We start from the raw sequence: 17,261 nt of genomic DNA on the forward strand, positions 1-17,261 counted from the left end.
ATGTCTATAAAACTCCTAAAAGATAATATTCTAAAAAATGTCAAATTGGACAACGAAGAGCTTCAAACCTTTTGTGATGCTTTTCACCCTAAAATTATTGCCAAAAAACAATACCTATTAAACCAAGGTGACGTCTGCAAATTTGAAGGTTTTGTAACTAAAGGCTGTTTTAGGGTATTTACTTTAGATGAGGATGGTAAAGAACATGTGCTTTATTTTGCTACTAAGGACTGGTGGATAACCGATATAGATAGTTTTACAAACCAAAACCCTTCGTTCTTGACCATACAGGCTTTAGAAGACAGTGAGGTACTACTCATAGATCACGCTGATAAGGAACATCTATATGAACAAATACCACAGGTAGAGAAACTATTCCGGGTTATGACCCAGAAAACATTAGTATCGCTACAAAGAAGAATGATTGCCAATCTTAGCCAGACTGCGGACAACCGTTATCTAGGTTTTATTGAAAAATACCCGGAAATTGCCCAAAAGCTCACCAATCTGCAATTAGCTTCCTACTTAGGTATATCCCATGAATTTTTAAGCAAGATTAGAAGCAAGACCGCTTCAAAATAATCCTAGTGTTTCATTTATTGAACTAGTTCAATGTTTTGGATGGCATTGGCACGCACCTTTGTACCATCAAATTAAAACAAGTAAAAATGAAATCAATTTTTTCAACACTAGTATTAACAACTATTATCTTATTTAATATGGAAGTACAAGCCCAGAACACAAGAACAATTAAAACCAACGATTTTGACCTACAGGTTTATAATGCATCAGAAAATAGCTTTGGTGTAGCATCGGTTTTGGTGTCAGGAAAACAGGATGCCATTTTAATTGATGCCCAGTTTACTTTGGCAGATGCCGAAACTGTAGCGCAAGAGATAAAAGAATCAGGCAAAAACTTGAAAACTATTTATGTATCTCATGGTGATACTGACTTCTATTTTGGATTACAAGTATTTAAAAAATATTTCCCAGAGGTTACCGTATTTGCAACTCCCGCAACCGTAGAGCACATTAAAGCTACCGCCCAAAAGAAACTAGATGTTTGGGGTGCTAAATTAGGAAACGCTATTACCACTAATGCTGTCCTTCCTCAGGTTCTTAAAGAAGATGCATTAGAACTAGAAGGTGAAAAATTAGAAATTATTGGTTTAGACGAATTCCCAAAACGAACTTTTGTTTACATCCCTTCTAGCGAAGCGGTTATTGGTGGCATCAATATTTTCTCCAATACTTTTCATGTATGGATGGCAGACGCCCAAACTGAAGAAGCGAGAAAAGATTGGATTTCCATACTAAACAAAATTGAAAGTCTAAACCCTAAAGTAGTTATACCTGCCCACGGAAATAAGGATACGCAACTTAACTTAACCTCTGTGGCTCACACTAAAAACTACATTACGTTCTATGAAGAAGCTTTAAAAACCAATACCACTTCAGAGGACTTAATCAGCACGATGAAAAAGGAATACCCAAATGCTACTTTTGAAACCGCACTTCAAATTGGAGCAAAAGTGAATACAGGCGAAATGAAATGGTAAAATCAATAGGAATAGGCTACTTGGCAATACTTATGGTATTGTCAAGTTGCTCTTTTAATAAAAATGAAATGACAAATTTAGAAATCGTAAAAAGCACCTACGAAGGCAAATCTTCCGAAGAAAACGGAAAGAATTTAGCCAAGCATGTTGCAAAAAATATTCAATGGACAGAAGCCAAGGGCTTTCCATATGCAGGTACCTATACAGGACTAGAAGAGATTACGAAAAGTGTATTTTCCAGATTAGGATCTGAATGGATTCACTACCAGTTTACCCCAAAACAATATGTAGCTGATGGGGATACCGTCATTGCTATTGGTAATTACACCGGAGTTTATAAAAAAACAGGCAAAGGATTTGAAGCACGAGTAGCACACTTATGGACTTTAAACGATAGCAAAATAATCCAGTTTGAACAGATTGTGGACAGTAAAACGGTTACCGATGCCATGACTAAATAAAAATCGCGGTTGAGTTAAGGCAAAAAAGCTTCCCAGTCGGGAAGCTTTTTTAGTTTTAATCAGTTTAGCCTAGGTTCAGACTTTAAGATCGCAACTATACCTTCTTAAAATAAGAGTATTGGCAACTGATCAAAAACTTGACAAATAGTTTACTATCTCCAAAAAAACTCATTTGTTATACCCATTTAATCATTTGCTATTTGAAGCAGACCACTATTCTATTAGATTTGGTGAGACACCCATTGTTTAACCTGCTCAAATCCAAACAAATGTCAACTAAACAACGTTCCCTTTTTTTAATTGTATTCCTTGTAAGTATAACCACTTTTTCAAGAGACATCTATGTTTCCAAAAATGGAGACGACTCAAATCCTGGCACTCAGGAAAACCCGTATTTGACCATTTCTAAAGCGGCAAGTGAGGCTGTGGCGGGAGATATTGTATACATTAGGGAGGGCACCTACCAAGAGACCTTGACTCCAGCTAATTCCGGGAGTCCAGGCCAACCTATTGTTTTTCAATCCTTCCCCGGAGAAAAAGTAATCATTACGGCCATGGATGCATTATCTGGCTGGAATCAAGATAGTGGCTCCATTTACAAGACCATCATCTCATTCACTTCTTTAGGGCAAGAGAACTTTGTAATGAACGATGCCACCGCACTGGACTTGGCCCGATGGCCCAACAAAACAGAGTCCGACCCTTTTGCCCTGGGGAGCATCCGGAATACGGGCGGAAGCAGCGGCGATGTAATTAACGGAGCTTATTTAGCAGAAGCTTCCATTCCGGGAATTGACTGGACCGGAGGTGCACTTTGGTTCTATGGCGATAAGCCCGGTAGCGGATGGTTGGCATGGAAAAGAATGATTACAGGCAGTTCTTCCGGCCGGGTAAATTTTGACCATACCACCACTACCAATGAAACTTGGGTAAGAACTTTTCATGCCCCAGCAGATTTAGGCGATTTTTATCTAGAGGGCGTAAAAGGTGCCTTAGACTATGAAAACGAGTGGTATTTTGATGAAAGCACAAGCACCCTGTACGTTCAGCTTCCCAAAGGTCAAGCTCCTATTGATGGCAAGGTAAAGATGAGACGCCGTTTAGAAACCATTAACCTTAAGGACAAAAAATACATAGAAATAAAGAACTTGGCCGTTTTTGGGGGGAGTATTAATATGGAAGACAGCTCTACTTGGTGGGCATCCAATGCCAATAGCAAAACTACCAATAACCTACTCTATGGAGTAACCTCCTTTTTTGGCAATCATACTCAAGGAATCACCAACAGCTCACGCACCAACAATGCCAATATTCATGTACAAGGTTCAAACAATAGGGTTGAAAAATGTGAGATTGCATTTAATGCCGGAGCCGGATTGGTCGTTAGGGGCAACAACCAACAAATTTTAGACAATTATATTCACGACTGCAATTTTCTTGGTTCGTACGATGGTCCTTTGGTCATTAGGGGCATCCAAAACAGTTTGGTAAAAAATAATACCGTTTTTAGAGGAGGAAGAGATGCGGTACAGTACAATGGTTCCAACAATGAATTTGCCTATAATGATATCTCCCGAAGCAACCTGATTGCGGATGATTGCGCCCTTTTCTATACCGTTGGAGCACAGTACACCACGGAAATACACCATAACTGGTTTCACGATACGGCTTCCAGTGGAAAGAAATACAAAGCTGCCGGGATTTATTTGGATAACGATGCCGCAGGTTTTGTAGTTCACCATAATGTGGTCTGGAATACCGAATGGACCAACGTACAAATCAATTGGAACGGAACGGACATTGATATTTTCAACAATACGCTTTGGAACGGTTCAGAAGTGATGGGTGCATGGCACAAGGATGGAACTGCCTTCTCTAACGTTCGGGTATGGAACAATCTTGGAAGCAATTCTAATTGGGAGCCACAATCGGACAAACAAAATAATCTGGTCGTTCCAGCCGATGCATTCATGAACGTCGCCAATGGTGATTTCACTTTAAACGACGGTACTTCGGCCATTGACCAAGGAAAGGATATTCCAGGAATAACTGATGGATTTTCGGGCGATCAGCCTGATGTTGGCGCGTATGAAAAAGGAGGTGAACAATGGGTAGCGGGCATTACTTGGCAACCTTTGTATGGAGCCGCAGGCTTAGGTTGTTACGGATTACCTGGTGAAGACTGCATTGCAGTTGACCCTAATGACAAAGACAATGACGGTGTAAACAATGCCGATGATGAATGTCCGGAAACACCGTTAGGAACCAGCGTAGACACCAAGGGATGTGCTGTTTTTAGCTTAGCTGCCGATAATTTCAAGATAAAGGGAACTGGTGAATCTTGCAGCAATAGTGACGATGGAACTATTTCTATAAGCTCCACAGCTACCTCATATCAATTTAAAGGAAAAATAAAGGAGACCGGAACAGAAAAGAATTTTACTTCTGATGCCTTGTTCAGCAACTTAAGCGCGGGAACTTACACGCTATGTATTACCACTACCGCCGATGCCAATTATGAACAATGTTTTGCTATAGCCATAGACGAACCGGAAGATTTGTCCGTATCCTCAAAGATAGACAACAGTACAAACCAGCTTACCCTAAGCTTGAAAGGCAGTGACAATTATAACATTGAACTAAACGGGGTCGTCACCCATACTACTCAAGATAAAATTACGCTAGACCTTTCCAAGGGTCAAAACAAACTTTCCGTTCAGGCGGATAAGTTTTGTCAAGGTGAATATACTGAGGTTATTAGTGTTTTTGATGGTGTCACCGTCTTTCCCAATCAAGTAAAAGATGAGCTAACGGTTGCTTTTTCCCATGCGCTGGATTCTTTAGTTACCCTTGAATTGATTTCGGCTACGGGAAAAGTTGTACTGACCAAGACCGAATCCGCAGGTAACCAAACTGCCACTGTTGACACATCCAATCTAAGTTCGGGTATTTATTTCCTTAACATCACTGCAAAAAATATCAATTCCCAAGCTAAAATCGTTAAACAATGATATCCAATACACACCTCCGATTCACCCTTTTTCTTGTTCTTAGCGTCTTTTGTAGTTGTAGCAGTAGTGATGACGAGAACAAAAACAACATGGCCCCCACAGAGAGCCTACCGCCCGAAGCCACTGTGCTGGTTTTTCCCGAGAAAGACGAAGAGTGCAACCAAGGTGATATCATCTCTACCGCCCAAAGCAAAGTAACCTTTAAATGGAATACTTCTTCACATACGGACAGTTACACCTTGACATTAAAAAATCTGGAGACCAATGAAACGACCGAAAATGATGCAACCACCAATTCACTTGCTTTGACTATTTCTAGAAACACCCCCTACTCTTGGAACATTATCTCAAAATCAAACGAAACAACTGATACGGCAACCAGCGAAACTTGGAAGTTTTACAATGCCGGAGAAGGTAATGAAAACTATGCCCCTTTTCCCGCTGAAGTTCTTACACCTACCATGGGCGCCAATGTAGACCAACCTCTTACCCTAAGCTGGAAGGGAAGTGATGTTGACAATGATATTGCTTCCTATGAAGTGTATTTAGACACTACCAATCCACCGGTTACCTTGCACGCCAATACAACAGATTCAAAAATAGACGATGTTGCTCTTAGCCCTGCTACTGCTTACTATTGGAGAGTGGTCACTACCGACGAAAACGGTTCCAGTTCACAATCGCCAGTCTTTGAGTTCAAGACCAAATAGAACTAATGCTAATGCATAAAAAAAACCAAAGTAGAACACTTTGGTTTTTTTGTGCATTCTTATATTATCCGTTTTACCCTAACGCCTGAGAAATATCGGCAATGATATCATCTATGTGCTCCAGCCCTACGGAAACGCGTACCATTCCGTCCGTAACGCCCGTTTCCGCACGTTCTTCTACCGATAGCTTACTATGAGTGGTTGATGCCGGATGCGTAACAATACTACGTGCATCGCCCAAATTAGCGGAAAGGGATAACATCTGAATAGAATCGAAAAACTTCTGCCCAGCTTCTACGCCACCTTTTACCTCAAAGGCAACCACACAGCCACCTGCTTTCATTTGTTTTTTAGCAATTTCATGCTTGGGATGCGATTTTAAAAACGGATACCTTACCCAATTCACTTTTTCATGTCCTTCTAAGAACTCCGCCAATTTTAACGCATTCTCGCAATGGCGGTCCACACGAACTGCCAAGGTTTCCAAACTTTTGGAAAGTACCCACGCATTAAATGGCGATAATGCAGGACCGGTTATTCTAGAGAAACGATATACCTTATCTATCAATTCATTTGAACCTACCGTAATACCCGCAAGAACACGCCCTTGCCCGTCCATTAATTTGGTTCCCGAGTGGATGACCAAATCGGCGCCAAACTTAATGGGTTGTTGTAGATAAGGCGATGCAAAGCAGTTATCGATTACAAGAATCAACTTATGTTTTTTGGCAATCTTTCCCAATACTTCCAAGTCCAAAACATCTACACCCGGATTCGTAGGTGTTTCCGCATAAATAATTTTAGTTTTTGGAGTGATTAAAGCCTCAACAGAATCTAAATCATCTATCTTAAAATACGTATGATCAATATTCCATTTTGGAAAGAAATTGGTAAACAGCGAATGAGTCGAACCAAAAATGCTACGAGCAGAAAGCACATGGTCTCCACTATCCAAAAGTGCGGCCAAGGTAGAAAATACGGCGGCCATACCCGATGCAAAGGCAAAACCGTTTTCGGCACCTTCCATTTGGCACACCTTATCTATGAATTCAGAATGAATTGGGATTGGAATAGCGCGAGTAAATATTCCGCTCTTTCTCCTCCGCAAACGACGCACGCATATCTTCTGCATCTTCAAACACAAAACTAGAGGTCATGTACATAGGTACGGAGTGCTCTAAGTTTTTAGTACGTTCCAACTGCGTTCGGATGGCGTTTGTCTCAAATTTCTTTTCCATGTTCATATAAATTGATGAAAGCTAACTTTCCCTTTTACTTTATTTATCCTTTTTCGGCTATACGGAGAATATCCCCGAAAACCCCTCTTGCCGTAACCGCTGCTCCGGCACCGGCTCCTTGAATCACCAATGGGTTCTCCCCATAGGATTCCGTATATATTTCTATTATTGAATCAGAACCTTTTACCTGCCCCAAAGCACTTTCCTTAGGTACGGATACTAGTTTTACATCTAGAATTCCCTTTTCTTCCTGAAGGTTTCCGTGTAAATCGCCCACATACCGTAAGACATGACCCGGCTTTTGGTTCTTTTTGATTTCGTTGAATTTGGCATCTACCACATCTAGGTTATCCAGAAAATGGTTTACGTCTCCGTCCCTTAATTCTTCCGGAATTAAATTTTCGATATTGATATCCGAAAACTCATTGCTCAAATCCAATTCCCTGGCTAGAATCAATAATTTTCTACCAACGTCATTCCCCGAAAGGTCTTCACGCGGGTCCGGCTCCGTAAAACCACTTTTCATTGCCGCCTTTAATATGTTGGAAAACGGTTCTTCGCTCTCAGAAAAAGTATTGAAAATATAGCTTAACGAACCTGAGAACACCCCTTTTATACCCGTAATGTTTTCACCGGACAAGTGCAACAAACGAATGGTATCTATTAGAGGAAGACCAGCGCCCACATTGGTTTCGTACAAATATTGCTTCTGATGTTTATCCAATTCTTCACGCAGCAACTGGTAATAATCAAAACCAAGTGTATTCGCTATTTTATTGGAGGAAACAATATCAAATCCGTTTTCTACAAACTCAAAGTAATGGGCCACAAACTCACTATTTGCCGTGTTATCTACTACAATAAGGTTTTCCAAATGATTTTCCTTGGCGTAGGTGATAACATCCTCCACCTTGTAAGCAATACCCTTGTCTTCTATGGCAGCCTTCCAATTTTTTGGAATTCCTTTTTTATTTAATAGTATCTTTCTTGAGTTGGCTACGGCAAAAACCTTTAGATCAATTCCTTTTCGTTTTTGAATGGTCTTTGTAGATTTTAGAATCTGGTCGATTAGCGTTCCACCAACATTTCCATGACCGAAAACTGCAAGATTTACTTTTCGGCTTATGCCAAAAATCTGTCCGTGCATTACGTTCAATGCCTTGTTCAAATCAGATTTTCTGAGTACCAGACTCACATTCTTACCAGATACGGTATTATTGAAAAGCAAAGGTGCAATCTGATTTTTTATCAAAGCATTATAAGGTCTATGAAAGGTACTTAAATCCTGACCCACGATAGAGATCACGGAAACCTCGTCCAAGACCGTAATCATATTAATATCCTTGGACTCATAATCACTCTCAAACTCTCTGTCCAACGCTCTTTTAGCATCTAAAGCACGGTCAGCATTTACTACCAAGCCAATACCCCGTTCAGATGACCCTTGAGAAATAATACTTACACTAATATTGCTTTTCTGAAGTGCACTAAAAATACGGGCATCTACCCCTACCTTTCCTAAAAGTCCTCTTCCCTCTACATTGATCATGGATACATTCTCAATAACGGATAGGGATTTTATACCTCCTTCTTTGGTTTTGGCACTGATCAACGTACCTTCATTATCATTATTGAACGTATTTAAAATACGAAGCGGAATGTTCTTTTCTATTAAAGGAATGATGGTCTTAGCATGTAAAATAGTAGCCCCAAAGTTGGCCAATTCGTTTGCCTCACCATAAGAAAGATGGGAAATACGCTTAGCATCCGAAACCAAATCAGGATTTGCAGTATAAATACCATCTACGTGCGTAAAATTCTGAAGCTCCTCCGCATTCAAGAAATTGGCAAACAAGGCCGCGGAATAGTTACTACCGTTCCTTCCCAAAGTAGTGGTTTCCCCATTTTCATTGGACGCGATAAAACCTGTAATAATGGGCACAGCATCTGCATCTAGTTTTGCAAAACTGCGAATAACATTTTCCTTAGACAACGCCTCGTTTACTGAAGCATCACCAAAATTAGAATCGGTTTTAATCAATTCCCTAGAGTCCAGCATTACAGCATTCAACCCTTTTCCTATAAGTAATTTAGTTACCAATTTGGCAGAGATCAATTCTCCAAAAGCAAGTAATTGGTCTTTAATTTTCAAGCTGTAATCACCTAAAAGTGAAACGCCCTCTAGCAATTTAGCTAAATCCTTGAACTCCGCCGAAAGGTTCACATTCTTGAAGGTATGCTTTTGGTATTTTTCAAAAGCCTCAAAATCTTTATAGTAATTTTCTCCCTTTGCCGCCTTTTCCAAAATGGCTTCCAATTGATCGGTTGCCTTTGCACGGGCAGAAAGAACTACGGCAATATTTTCGCCTTCATTTACTTTGTTGCAAACAATATCCAAAACACGCTCCAACCCTTCTCCGTTGGAAAGAGATTTTCCTCCAAACTTTAAAACCTTTGCGTTCTTTGACTTTCCGTTTCTACTGAAAACGGGTTCCAATAACCGCTCCATCTGATCAAACTCTATCAAAAAGGCATCATGACCGTGAAGCGAATGCACTTCGCCATAGGTTACATTTCCATTGGCCTGTGCCAAACGTTTAAAAGTTTCCTTGTTCTCTTTTGCAGTAAAGAACAGATCAGAATCTACCCCAATAATATGAATATTGGCGTCACTATTTTGCAGATCTATAAAATTCTGCTCCCCATTTCTCATGACATCAATAGTCTTGAGCAATTGGTTCATTAATTTATAGGCCGAAAGCTGAAAACGTTCCTGTAATTTTTCACCATGGTGCATTAACCAACTCTCTACGTTAAAAACCTGAAGTTCCTCATTGGTACTTCTTTTAAAACGGTCCTTGAAAGATTCCGGCGTACGGTAACACAACATGGCATGCATGCGTGCATCGTGAACCGGTTGCTTACTATTCACCAAAAACTGCTCCTGAATTTGGCAATTACCAATCAACCAATCCGTAGATTTCCAGTCTGATGCCACAGGAATAAGATGATCCATAATCTTTGGGTTTATGGCTGCCATTTCCCAAGCAATACCACCTCCTAAAGACCCGCCCAAAAGAGCGAACAATTTCTTGATTTCAAGCTTTTGAAGTCCTAACAGAAAAATCCTTGCGATGTCTCCTGCCACGAAATCCTTGTAATTATCGATCACAAATTTATCATATCCGTTGCCGGGAATATTGAACGATAGGATTGTATATTTTTTGGTATCGATACACTTGCCCTCTCCAATAAGTGCGGACCACCAGCCCTCATCTCCCGTAACATTACTGTTACCGGTTAAGGCATGGTTTACCTGAACTATGGGCGCCGTGTGCAATTCTTGACCGAACAATTGATAAGACAGCTCAATATCTTGAGTTACCCCACTGATCGTGGTATAGTTTGCTAATTTCAAATGATGAAGCATACGATATATGTTAGACCTGACCTCTACTTAAACAGGTCAGGCCTTATTAATTTCTAACAGAAAATTTATATTGATTAAAGTGCTGCGAATGCGTTTTCCAAATCGGCCTTTAAGTCCTCAATATCTTCCAAACCAACGGACAAACGAATTAAATCCTGACCTACACCTGCGCCTGCCAATTGCTCCTCATTTAACTGTTGGTGCGTGGTACTGGCCGGGTGAATGATCAATGATTTAGTATCGCCAATATTGGCCAACAAAGAGAAAACTTTTGTAGCATCCGTAACTTTTTTAGCAGCCTCAAAACCACCTTTAATTCCAAATGTTACCAATCCGCTTTGACCTTTTGGCAAATATTCTTGAGCAAGATCGTAGTATTTACTACTCTTAAGACCTGGATAGTTTACCCATGCCACTTCTTCTCTTCCTTCTAACCAAGTAGCCAATTCAAGTGCATTTGCACTGTGTTGTTTTATACGTACATTCAAAGTTTCCAAACCTTGTATAATCTGGAAAGCATTAAACGGACTCAAAGCTCCACCAAAATCACGCAATCCTTCTAAAATCAATTTAAAAGTAAAGGCCGCGGCACCTAAAGCTTCGCTATACACTAAACCGTGGTATCCAGCAGAAGGTTCTGTAAATTCCGGGAATTTCCCGTTGGTCCAATCAAAAGTTCCGGCATCAATAATAGCGCCACCCAAAGAAGTACCTTGACCGCCAATATATTTAGTAAGTGAGTGAATTACCAAGTTAGCACCGTGCTCAATAGGGTTTAAAAGTGCAGGTGAAGCCACTGTGTTATCAACAATAAAAGGAACCTGAGCAGCTTTGGCCTGTTTTGAAATGGCTTTCAAATCAAGCACATCTAATTTAGGGTTACCCAGAGATTCTACAAAAACAGCCCTGGTGTTATCCTGAACTGCTTTACCAAAATTTTCCGGATCGGAAGCATCAACAAAAGTAGTGGTGATTCCCAACCTTGGCAAGGTAACATTCAACAAGTTAAAGGTACCGCCATACAAACTACTGGAAGCTACAATATGGTCTCCCGCTTTCAATAACGTTAATAAACCCGTTGAAATAGCTGAAGTTCCCGAAGCGAAAACTACCGCTCCTACTCCGCCTTCAACAGCTGCTAAACGCTCTTGAAGAATTTGATTGGTAGGGTTGTTCAATCGTGTATAGATAAAACCAAGTTCTGCCAATGAAAATAAATTGGCGGCATGGTCCGTATCGTTAAACACATACGAGGATGTTTGATAAATAGGCACGGCACGTGTACCACCTGTTTGTGCGGGGTCATGTCCGGCATGTAATGCGTTGGTTGAGAATTTTTGATCACTCATAATCTTTGATTTTTAATTGTTATTTAAAATAATTAAAAGCCCTATACCTTGAACCGAAAATCCGATGCTAGGTAGAATATCAAAAAAGTTATAAGAAAGTAAAAGATTAGTATGAGTAATCTGATTTGTTATCTGTCTCATTTTTATAGAGATAGAATGTAGCACCTTCTCTGCACAGGTGGCAAAGGGTTGCTAAGGTTTCAAAGGGTCTATTCCCTCCACCTTTCTTGATAACTATTCAATACGTGTTTGAACTTTTGGAACTACAAATATATAGTTGGTGAATTTAAATTCACCAACATTTTTGAAAAATTTACAAATTAAACGCTTTTTTCACCTCACCTACCATATCCAACTTCTCCCAAGTGAACAATTCCACTTCTTTTTCGATACGACCGTTATATGGCGATTCAAAAACTTTCTTGATCATTCTTGGTTCTTTACCCATATGGCCATATGCCGCAGATTCCAAATAAATAGGATTTCGCAACTTTAGTCGCTCTTCAATAGCAAACGGACGCATATCAAAAAGGGCTTTGGTCTTTTGGGCAATTTCACCATCCGTAAGGTCTACATTAGACGTTCCGTAGGTATCTACATAAATAGAGGTAGGCTCAACCACGCCAATGGCGTAACTTACCTGTACCAACATCTCGTCCGCAACACCTGCCGCTACTAAATTCTTAGCAATGTGGCGCGCTGCATAGGCCGCACTTCTATCTACTTTACTCGGGTCTTTTCCACTAAAAGCCCCACCACCGTGAGCACCTTTACCTCCGTAAGTATCTACTATAATTTTTCTTCCTGTAAGTCCGGTATCCCCATGAGGACCACCGATTACAAATTTCCCAGTTGGATTGATGTGGTATTTTATTTTATCATCAAATAAATCCTGAATAGCTTTTGGCAATTGCTCTACCACTCTTGGGATTAAAATCTCTACAAGGTCTTCTTTGATTTTTGCCAACATTACCTCATCATCATTATGAAAAGCATCGTGTTGTGTAGATATAACAATAGTATCTATACGTTGCGGCACATTATCATCTGAATACTCAATAGTAACTTGCGATTTGGCATCGGGACGTAAATAATCTATGATTCTACCTTCCCTACGCAACTCCGCCAAATTCTGAAGAATTTTATGCGAAATATCCAAAGCCAACGGCATGTAGTTTTCCGTTTCCTTGGTAGCATAACCGAACATCATACCTTGATCACCAGCTCCTTGTTGCTCTTTCTCGCCACGATCTACACCTTGACTAATATCTTGCGATTGCTCATGAATTAACGAAATAACTCCACAAGAATCTCCACTAAACTGATATTCGCCCTTAGTATAACCAATAGCATTAATTACATCTCTAGCAATGGTCTGAACATCTAGATAAGTATCACTCTTAACCTCACCGGCCAAAACAACCTGACCCGTAGTTACCAAGGTTTCACAAGCAACTTTACTTTCTGGATCAAAAGCCAAAAAGTGGTCCAGCAAGGCATCGCTTATTTGATCGGCAACTTTATCAGGGTGTCCTTCACTAACAGATTCGGAGGTAAACAAATATGGCATAACAAACTTTTATTTTTTCTAAAAAGGATTTGAAAGAATGCCGGAAGAAGTATGATGTGAAAATTTTCAACATCAACTGCTTTAGCATTTTTTTGTTCTACAATCCCGCTTGGCAAAAACCAATCTTAAATTGGCAATTCAAACAGGTTTAAAACAGAGGTTGCAATCAGTCAAATCCCTCCTCTTTAATTTAATTAGGACGCAAAAGTATAAAAAATGTTCAGATCAAAATATTAATATCGTGTTATTTATTATTTCCTTTTGTAAATACCATGCTCTTTGCACGGTTTTATCAACCCTTACAAATCATATTTTAACGATAATAGCAGGTAGCGTGGCTGCACATAGTAAACCTGCGTAGTAAAGAATAAATCATTGGTACTGTCACGGTTAAGCGTAGTGGTATTCAATAAATTGGTGCCTTTAATTCCATATTCCCATCGGCTACCCTGCTTCTGATACGTTAGGGTAGATTCCAAGAAACTATATGTATTGTCAATAGTATTGTCCTTATCCGTGTAATTATAAAAATCATAATCCACATTAAAAATAAAGTTTTTAAGAAAAGAGGCATCAAAACGGGCATACGGTCTACTGGTATAAAATGTAGTTTCTAAATTTCCGTTTTCGTAATTGTTTATCGTATACCTGTATCCCAACTCTAAATTGGGTGCATTCTTAAAATTAGTACTAAGCGCACCCGTATAGTTTTGCGTAAACGAATTAGACATGCGTTGCTGACCGTCTATTAAATTATTGGTAGTAGACCAACCCACATTACCCCTTACGGAAGCTTTTACCTTTCCAAAAGTACGCTCATAATTTCCGCTGGCGGATAAAGATTCATCTTCAAAATTAGAGTTGATAGTACTACTTACCCTATTTATTCCAATGATATCCGCACTACTTTTTAATGCATCTATTCTTTTGGTATAGGCCACATTCGCAAAAATATTGGTAAGATTGAACATATTGAAACTAAAGAAGTTCAGCGAAAGATTGTGGTTGAGGGCACTTTCTAAATCCCTATTACCATTATAGAGCGAATTGTAGTTATTGAGCACGTACCCTTGAGCAAAGTTACTCACATCCGTAAAGGAACGGGTTACCCTATAGTTGAACCGCAAATTCTCCGATTTCTTCAACTGAGCGTTGATATACACATCTGGCAATAAAGCGGTGAGGTTATCCTCTACCACCGTGCCCAATTGTTCATTGGTAACATTAAACTGATGTAGAGTAAGCCCCGGGTTAAAAGTGAAAATTCCAGAAATAACCTTATAATGTAGCCCTAAGTACAAGTCCGAAACATTAAAGCTAACCTCATTGCCAAAGTCGCTCCCATCCATATCCAACGTTTCCTCATTATCCAAAATCTGAAAAATTCCCGAATTAAAATTCTGGTGGCTTTGGGTGGTTCCCAAGGTTAAATTAAGGTTGCTCTTTGTTCCAAGTACACGGTAATAGTCTACCTTGGCATCCACTTTATTGGTGACCACATTTTTGGTCTGGTTTATATTGTATACATCCTGAGTTTCATCAACGGGAAAAATATCAACGAAAGCAAATTCATTACGGATTGCCTCATAGAACGGGTCTTCATCTTGATACATATGCTGCGCCTCTACAGCAAAGATGTTCTTCTCGTTAAGTGTATAGTAGAGGTTGAGGTTTTGATTGACCGCCAAAGGCTTTTGTTTTTTCACCTCGGATATTTCATCCGTTATATTGGATATAGAAAGTACGTCTACCTCTTCATTATCATCGGACTGTTTCAATAGCGCATCATAATCTAACTGAAAGTTGGCATTGGGCTTATACCTGGCACTAAATTTTGCCAATCCAAGGTGTACTGTCTGATCTGTATTAGTGGTTGCATTTTCCACATCATTACTAGCAATATAAGCGGTATTTCGCTCAGATTTCATTAAGGTTCCCGTATAGGAGTAAATTCCAAAGCCACTTAAATCTAAACTTTCGGTTGGTGCATAACTGAAGTTTGCCGCAGCAAATTTTGTATCTATGTCGTTGGCCCTATTGTTTTGAGCGGTAGAAAGACCAAGGCCATCTACCCCTGTTGCAATTGAACTTCCGCCCCTAGAATTTATATTTCTGAAGCCACCGGTAAAATTTCTATAATCATTCCGAGTAAAGGGAACCTCTCCCAAATTGTTGAGGTCCGTAATTATATTAATGCTGTATTTTGGACTATAATAAAACAATTTAGGATGTGCCAAATACCTGTCGTCAGGACCGTAACCCGCTGTTAACTCTCCAAACCAAAAGTTCTTTTTCCCTTCTTTTAATTTTATGTTCAAAGCCACATTATCATCATCATTGGTAAGCCCTTTCATTTGGGAAACCTCATTAAAGTTCCGTAGTACTTCAACTTTACTTAATGCGTTGGCCGGAATATTTTCAACGGCAAGTTTAGAATCGCCATCAAAAAAATCCTTACCCTCTACCATAACCTTGCTTACGGTCTTTCCTTCTACTTCTATCTGCCCGTCATCATTGATTTCAATGCCCGGAAGGTTTTCAAGAACATCCTTTAGTTTTTTTTCAGTACCCGAAACAAAAGCATCCGTATCATAAACAATGGTGTCCCCTTTTACGGATACCGGCATTTCATATGTAACCTCCACCTCATCTAACTGGGCCGCCTGCTCCTGCATAACAATATCCTTAACGGCATCATTGGTGGTAGCGGTAAAGGTGAATGATTCCGTTTTAAATCCCAGGTAACTGACTTTTACGGTATATTCATGGCCCGTTTTCAGCTTTAATTTATATAGCCCTGCATGATTGGTAATAACATAAGATTCCAAGCCCTTGGTTTCGGAATTTATGGCGATAACATTGGCCATATCAACACCAGTCCCCAAACTGTCCTTAACCGTACCCGTCAATGAAATTTCCTGGGAAAAGCCAATAGCGACCACCATAAGAAACATAATAAGCAACCATGCATTTCTCATTATTCTAGTATTAGAAGTGAAAACGTATTTAATTTAAAATAGATAGGAATGTTATTGCGGACGCCCATTTCCACGCCCACGTCCACCACGGTTTCTGAAGTTTTCTCGCATCTCTTTCATTTTCTCCTGCGAGATTTTATCATACTCTGTCTGCGTTACTTTTTTCCCTTTACTTGGCGCCTTTATTTCTACCTTTTCTTTTGGATTCAAGGTAATCTCGGAACAGATTATAGTTGTTATATCATCGCTTACGGCAAGGATAAGCCCCGGCAGCCCCCAGTATTCAGAAGGACCTTGGTTAACGGGTATTTCTGGTGTATACCACGCTACTATCTCCACTTCTTTTATTTCAAATTCTTCTTCTCTTTTTGCCTCTTCTTTTTTATCATCATCATTTCGTCTACTAAAAATAGCCCGCATATTAGGGCGTTTTATAGTCTTTGTAGCCGTTGCCTTAAAAGCAGTGTAATTCCCTATTTGCCTAGTTTCACTACCAAGCACCCAATCCGGTTTTTCCAATTCATCATCTATCAAGAATATCTTACCCAAAAGCTCATTCTTGATTAAGTATTTCCCTTCTTTAATATTCTTGTACAAATCGCCTCCTGATGTAGAAAAAGCCCCAAACCGAGGTCCTCTGCCCCCATCCCTACCTCCCGGTTGCTCTAACTGTTCTTCCTCTTTATAGATAGATTCCGTTTGGTTAAAATTAAGAACGAATGTTTTTTCATTGGCCCTTTTTATACGCTCCATCATCTCCTTCTTACGGTCCTCAGGTATTTGCCTGTTACCAAAATCCATATTCACCTGCGTCTTACTGAAATAAGTTGCCTTTCCTTGAAAATCTTGGGCATACAAGCTGCCACACAACAAAACAAATACCAACCCTATAAACCGTCTACTTTTCATACTACCAGATAATTAATATGGCCTTAAGACTGTTATAATGCCAATT

The 17,261-nt window shown here is 39.8% G+C and carries 10 protein-coding genes, 1 pseudogene and 1 riboswitch; of the genes and pseudogenes, 5 read left to right on the top strand and 6 right to left on the bottom strand.

Features of this window, described 5'->3' with window-relative positions:
• The 5 genes from SJY45_RS09380 (at position 1) to SJY45_RS09400 (ending at position 5,741) form a co-directional block, all read left to right on the top strand.
• The gene (locus tag SJY45_RS09380; protein ID WP_400074263.1) at positions 1-582 is read left to right on the top strand and encodes a Crp/Fnr family transcriptional regulator; all 582 of its coding nucleotides are present in this window, start codon (positions 1-3) and stop codon (positions 580-582) included.
• A gap of 86 nt (positions 583-668) precedes the next feature.
• Positions 669-1,559: an MBL fold metallo-hydrolase gene (locus SJY45_RS09385; protein ID WP_400074265.1), complete on the top strand. Its 891-nt coding sequence runs from the start codon at positions 669-671 to the stop codon at positions 1,557-1,559.
• 68 nt (positions 1,560-1,627) lie between these two features.
• The gene (locus SJY45_RS09390; protein ID WP_400074267.1) at positions 1,628-2,020 is read left to right on the top strand and encodes a nuclear transport factor 2 family protein; all 393 of its coding nucleotides are present in this window, start codon (positions 1,628-1,630) and stop codon (positions 2,018-2,020) included.
• A 269-nt stretch (positions 2,021-2,289) separates the two neighbouring features.
• The gene (locus SJY45_RS09395; RefSeq protein WP_400074269.1) at positions 2,290-5,031 is read left to right on the top strand and encodes a T9SS type A sorting domain-containing protein; all 2,742 of its coding nucleotides are present in this window, start codon (positions 2,290-2,292) and stop codon (positions 5,029-5,031) included.
• Positions 5,028-5,741 carry a fibronectin type III domain-containing protein gene (locus tag SJY45_RS09400; protein ID WP_400074271.1) on the top strand — a complete coding sequence of 238 codons (714 nt, stop codon included), beginning with the start codon at positions 5,028-5,030 and terminating at the stop codon, positions 5,739-5,741. Before SJY45_RS09395 ends, SJY45_RS09400 begins: the two co-directional genes overlap by 4 nt.
• Positions 5,742-5,814: 73 nt before the next feature.
• Here SJY45_RS09400 and SJY45_RS09405 read toward each other — a convergent pair.
• The 6 genes and pseudogenes from SJY45_RS09405 to SJY45_RS09430 all read right to left on the bottom strand — a co-directional run bounded on the left by SJY45_RS09405 (position 5,815) and on the right by SJY45_RS09430 (position 17,215).
• Positions 5,815-6,985, bottom strand: a pseudogene (locus SJY45_RS09405) (trans-sulfuration enzyme family protein).
• 37 nt (positions 6,986-7,022) lie between these two features.
• A complete protein-coding gene (thrA, locus tag SJY45_RS09410) occupies positions 7,023-10,409 on the bottom strand; it encodes a bifunctional aspartate kinase/homoserine dehydrogenase I (RefSeq protein ID WP_400074273.1) in 3,387 nt (1,128 codons plus the stop codon).
• A 74-nt stretch (positions 10,410-10,483) separates the two neighbouring features.
• The gene (locus SJY45_RS09415) at positions 10,484-11,758 is read right to left on the bottom strand and encodes an O-acetylhomoserine aminocarboxypropyltransferase/cysteine synthase family protein (protein ID WP_400074275.1); all 1,275 of its coding nucleotides are present in this window, start codon (positions 11,756-11,758) and stop codon (positions 10,484-10,486) included.
• A gap of 125 nt (positions 11,759-11,883) precedes the next feature.
• Positions 11,884-11,995: riboswitch (SAM riboswitch) on the bottom strand.
• A gap of 76 nt (positions 11,996-12,071) precedes the next feature.
• A complete protein-coding gene (gene metK / locus SJY45_RS09420) occupies positions 12,072-13,328 on the bottom strand; it encodes a methionine adenosyltransferase (protein WP_215911844.1) in 1,257 nt (418 codons plus the stop codon).
• 299 nt (positions 13,329-13,627) lie between these two features.
• A complete protein-coding gene (locus SJY45_RS09425; RefSeq protein WP_400070288.1) occupies positions 13,628-16,306 on the bottom strand; it encodes a carboxypeptidase regulatory-like domain-containing protein in 2,679 nt (892 codons plus the stop codon).
• Positions 16,307-16,357: 51 nt separating this feature from the next.
• A complete protein-coding gene (locus tag SJY45_RS09430; protein WP_400070290.1) occupies positions 16,358-17,215 on the bottom strand; it encodes a GLPGLI family protein in 858 nt (285 codons plus the stop codon).
• Positions 17,216-17,261: the final 46 nt, after the last annotated feature.

Origin of the sequence: Zobellia russellii (assembly GCF_044597075.1) — a bacterium.
Taxonomy (GTDB): Bacteria; Bacteroidota; Bacteroidia; order Flavobacteriales; family Flavobacteriaceae; genus Zobellia; species Zobellia russellii.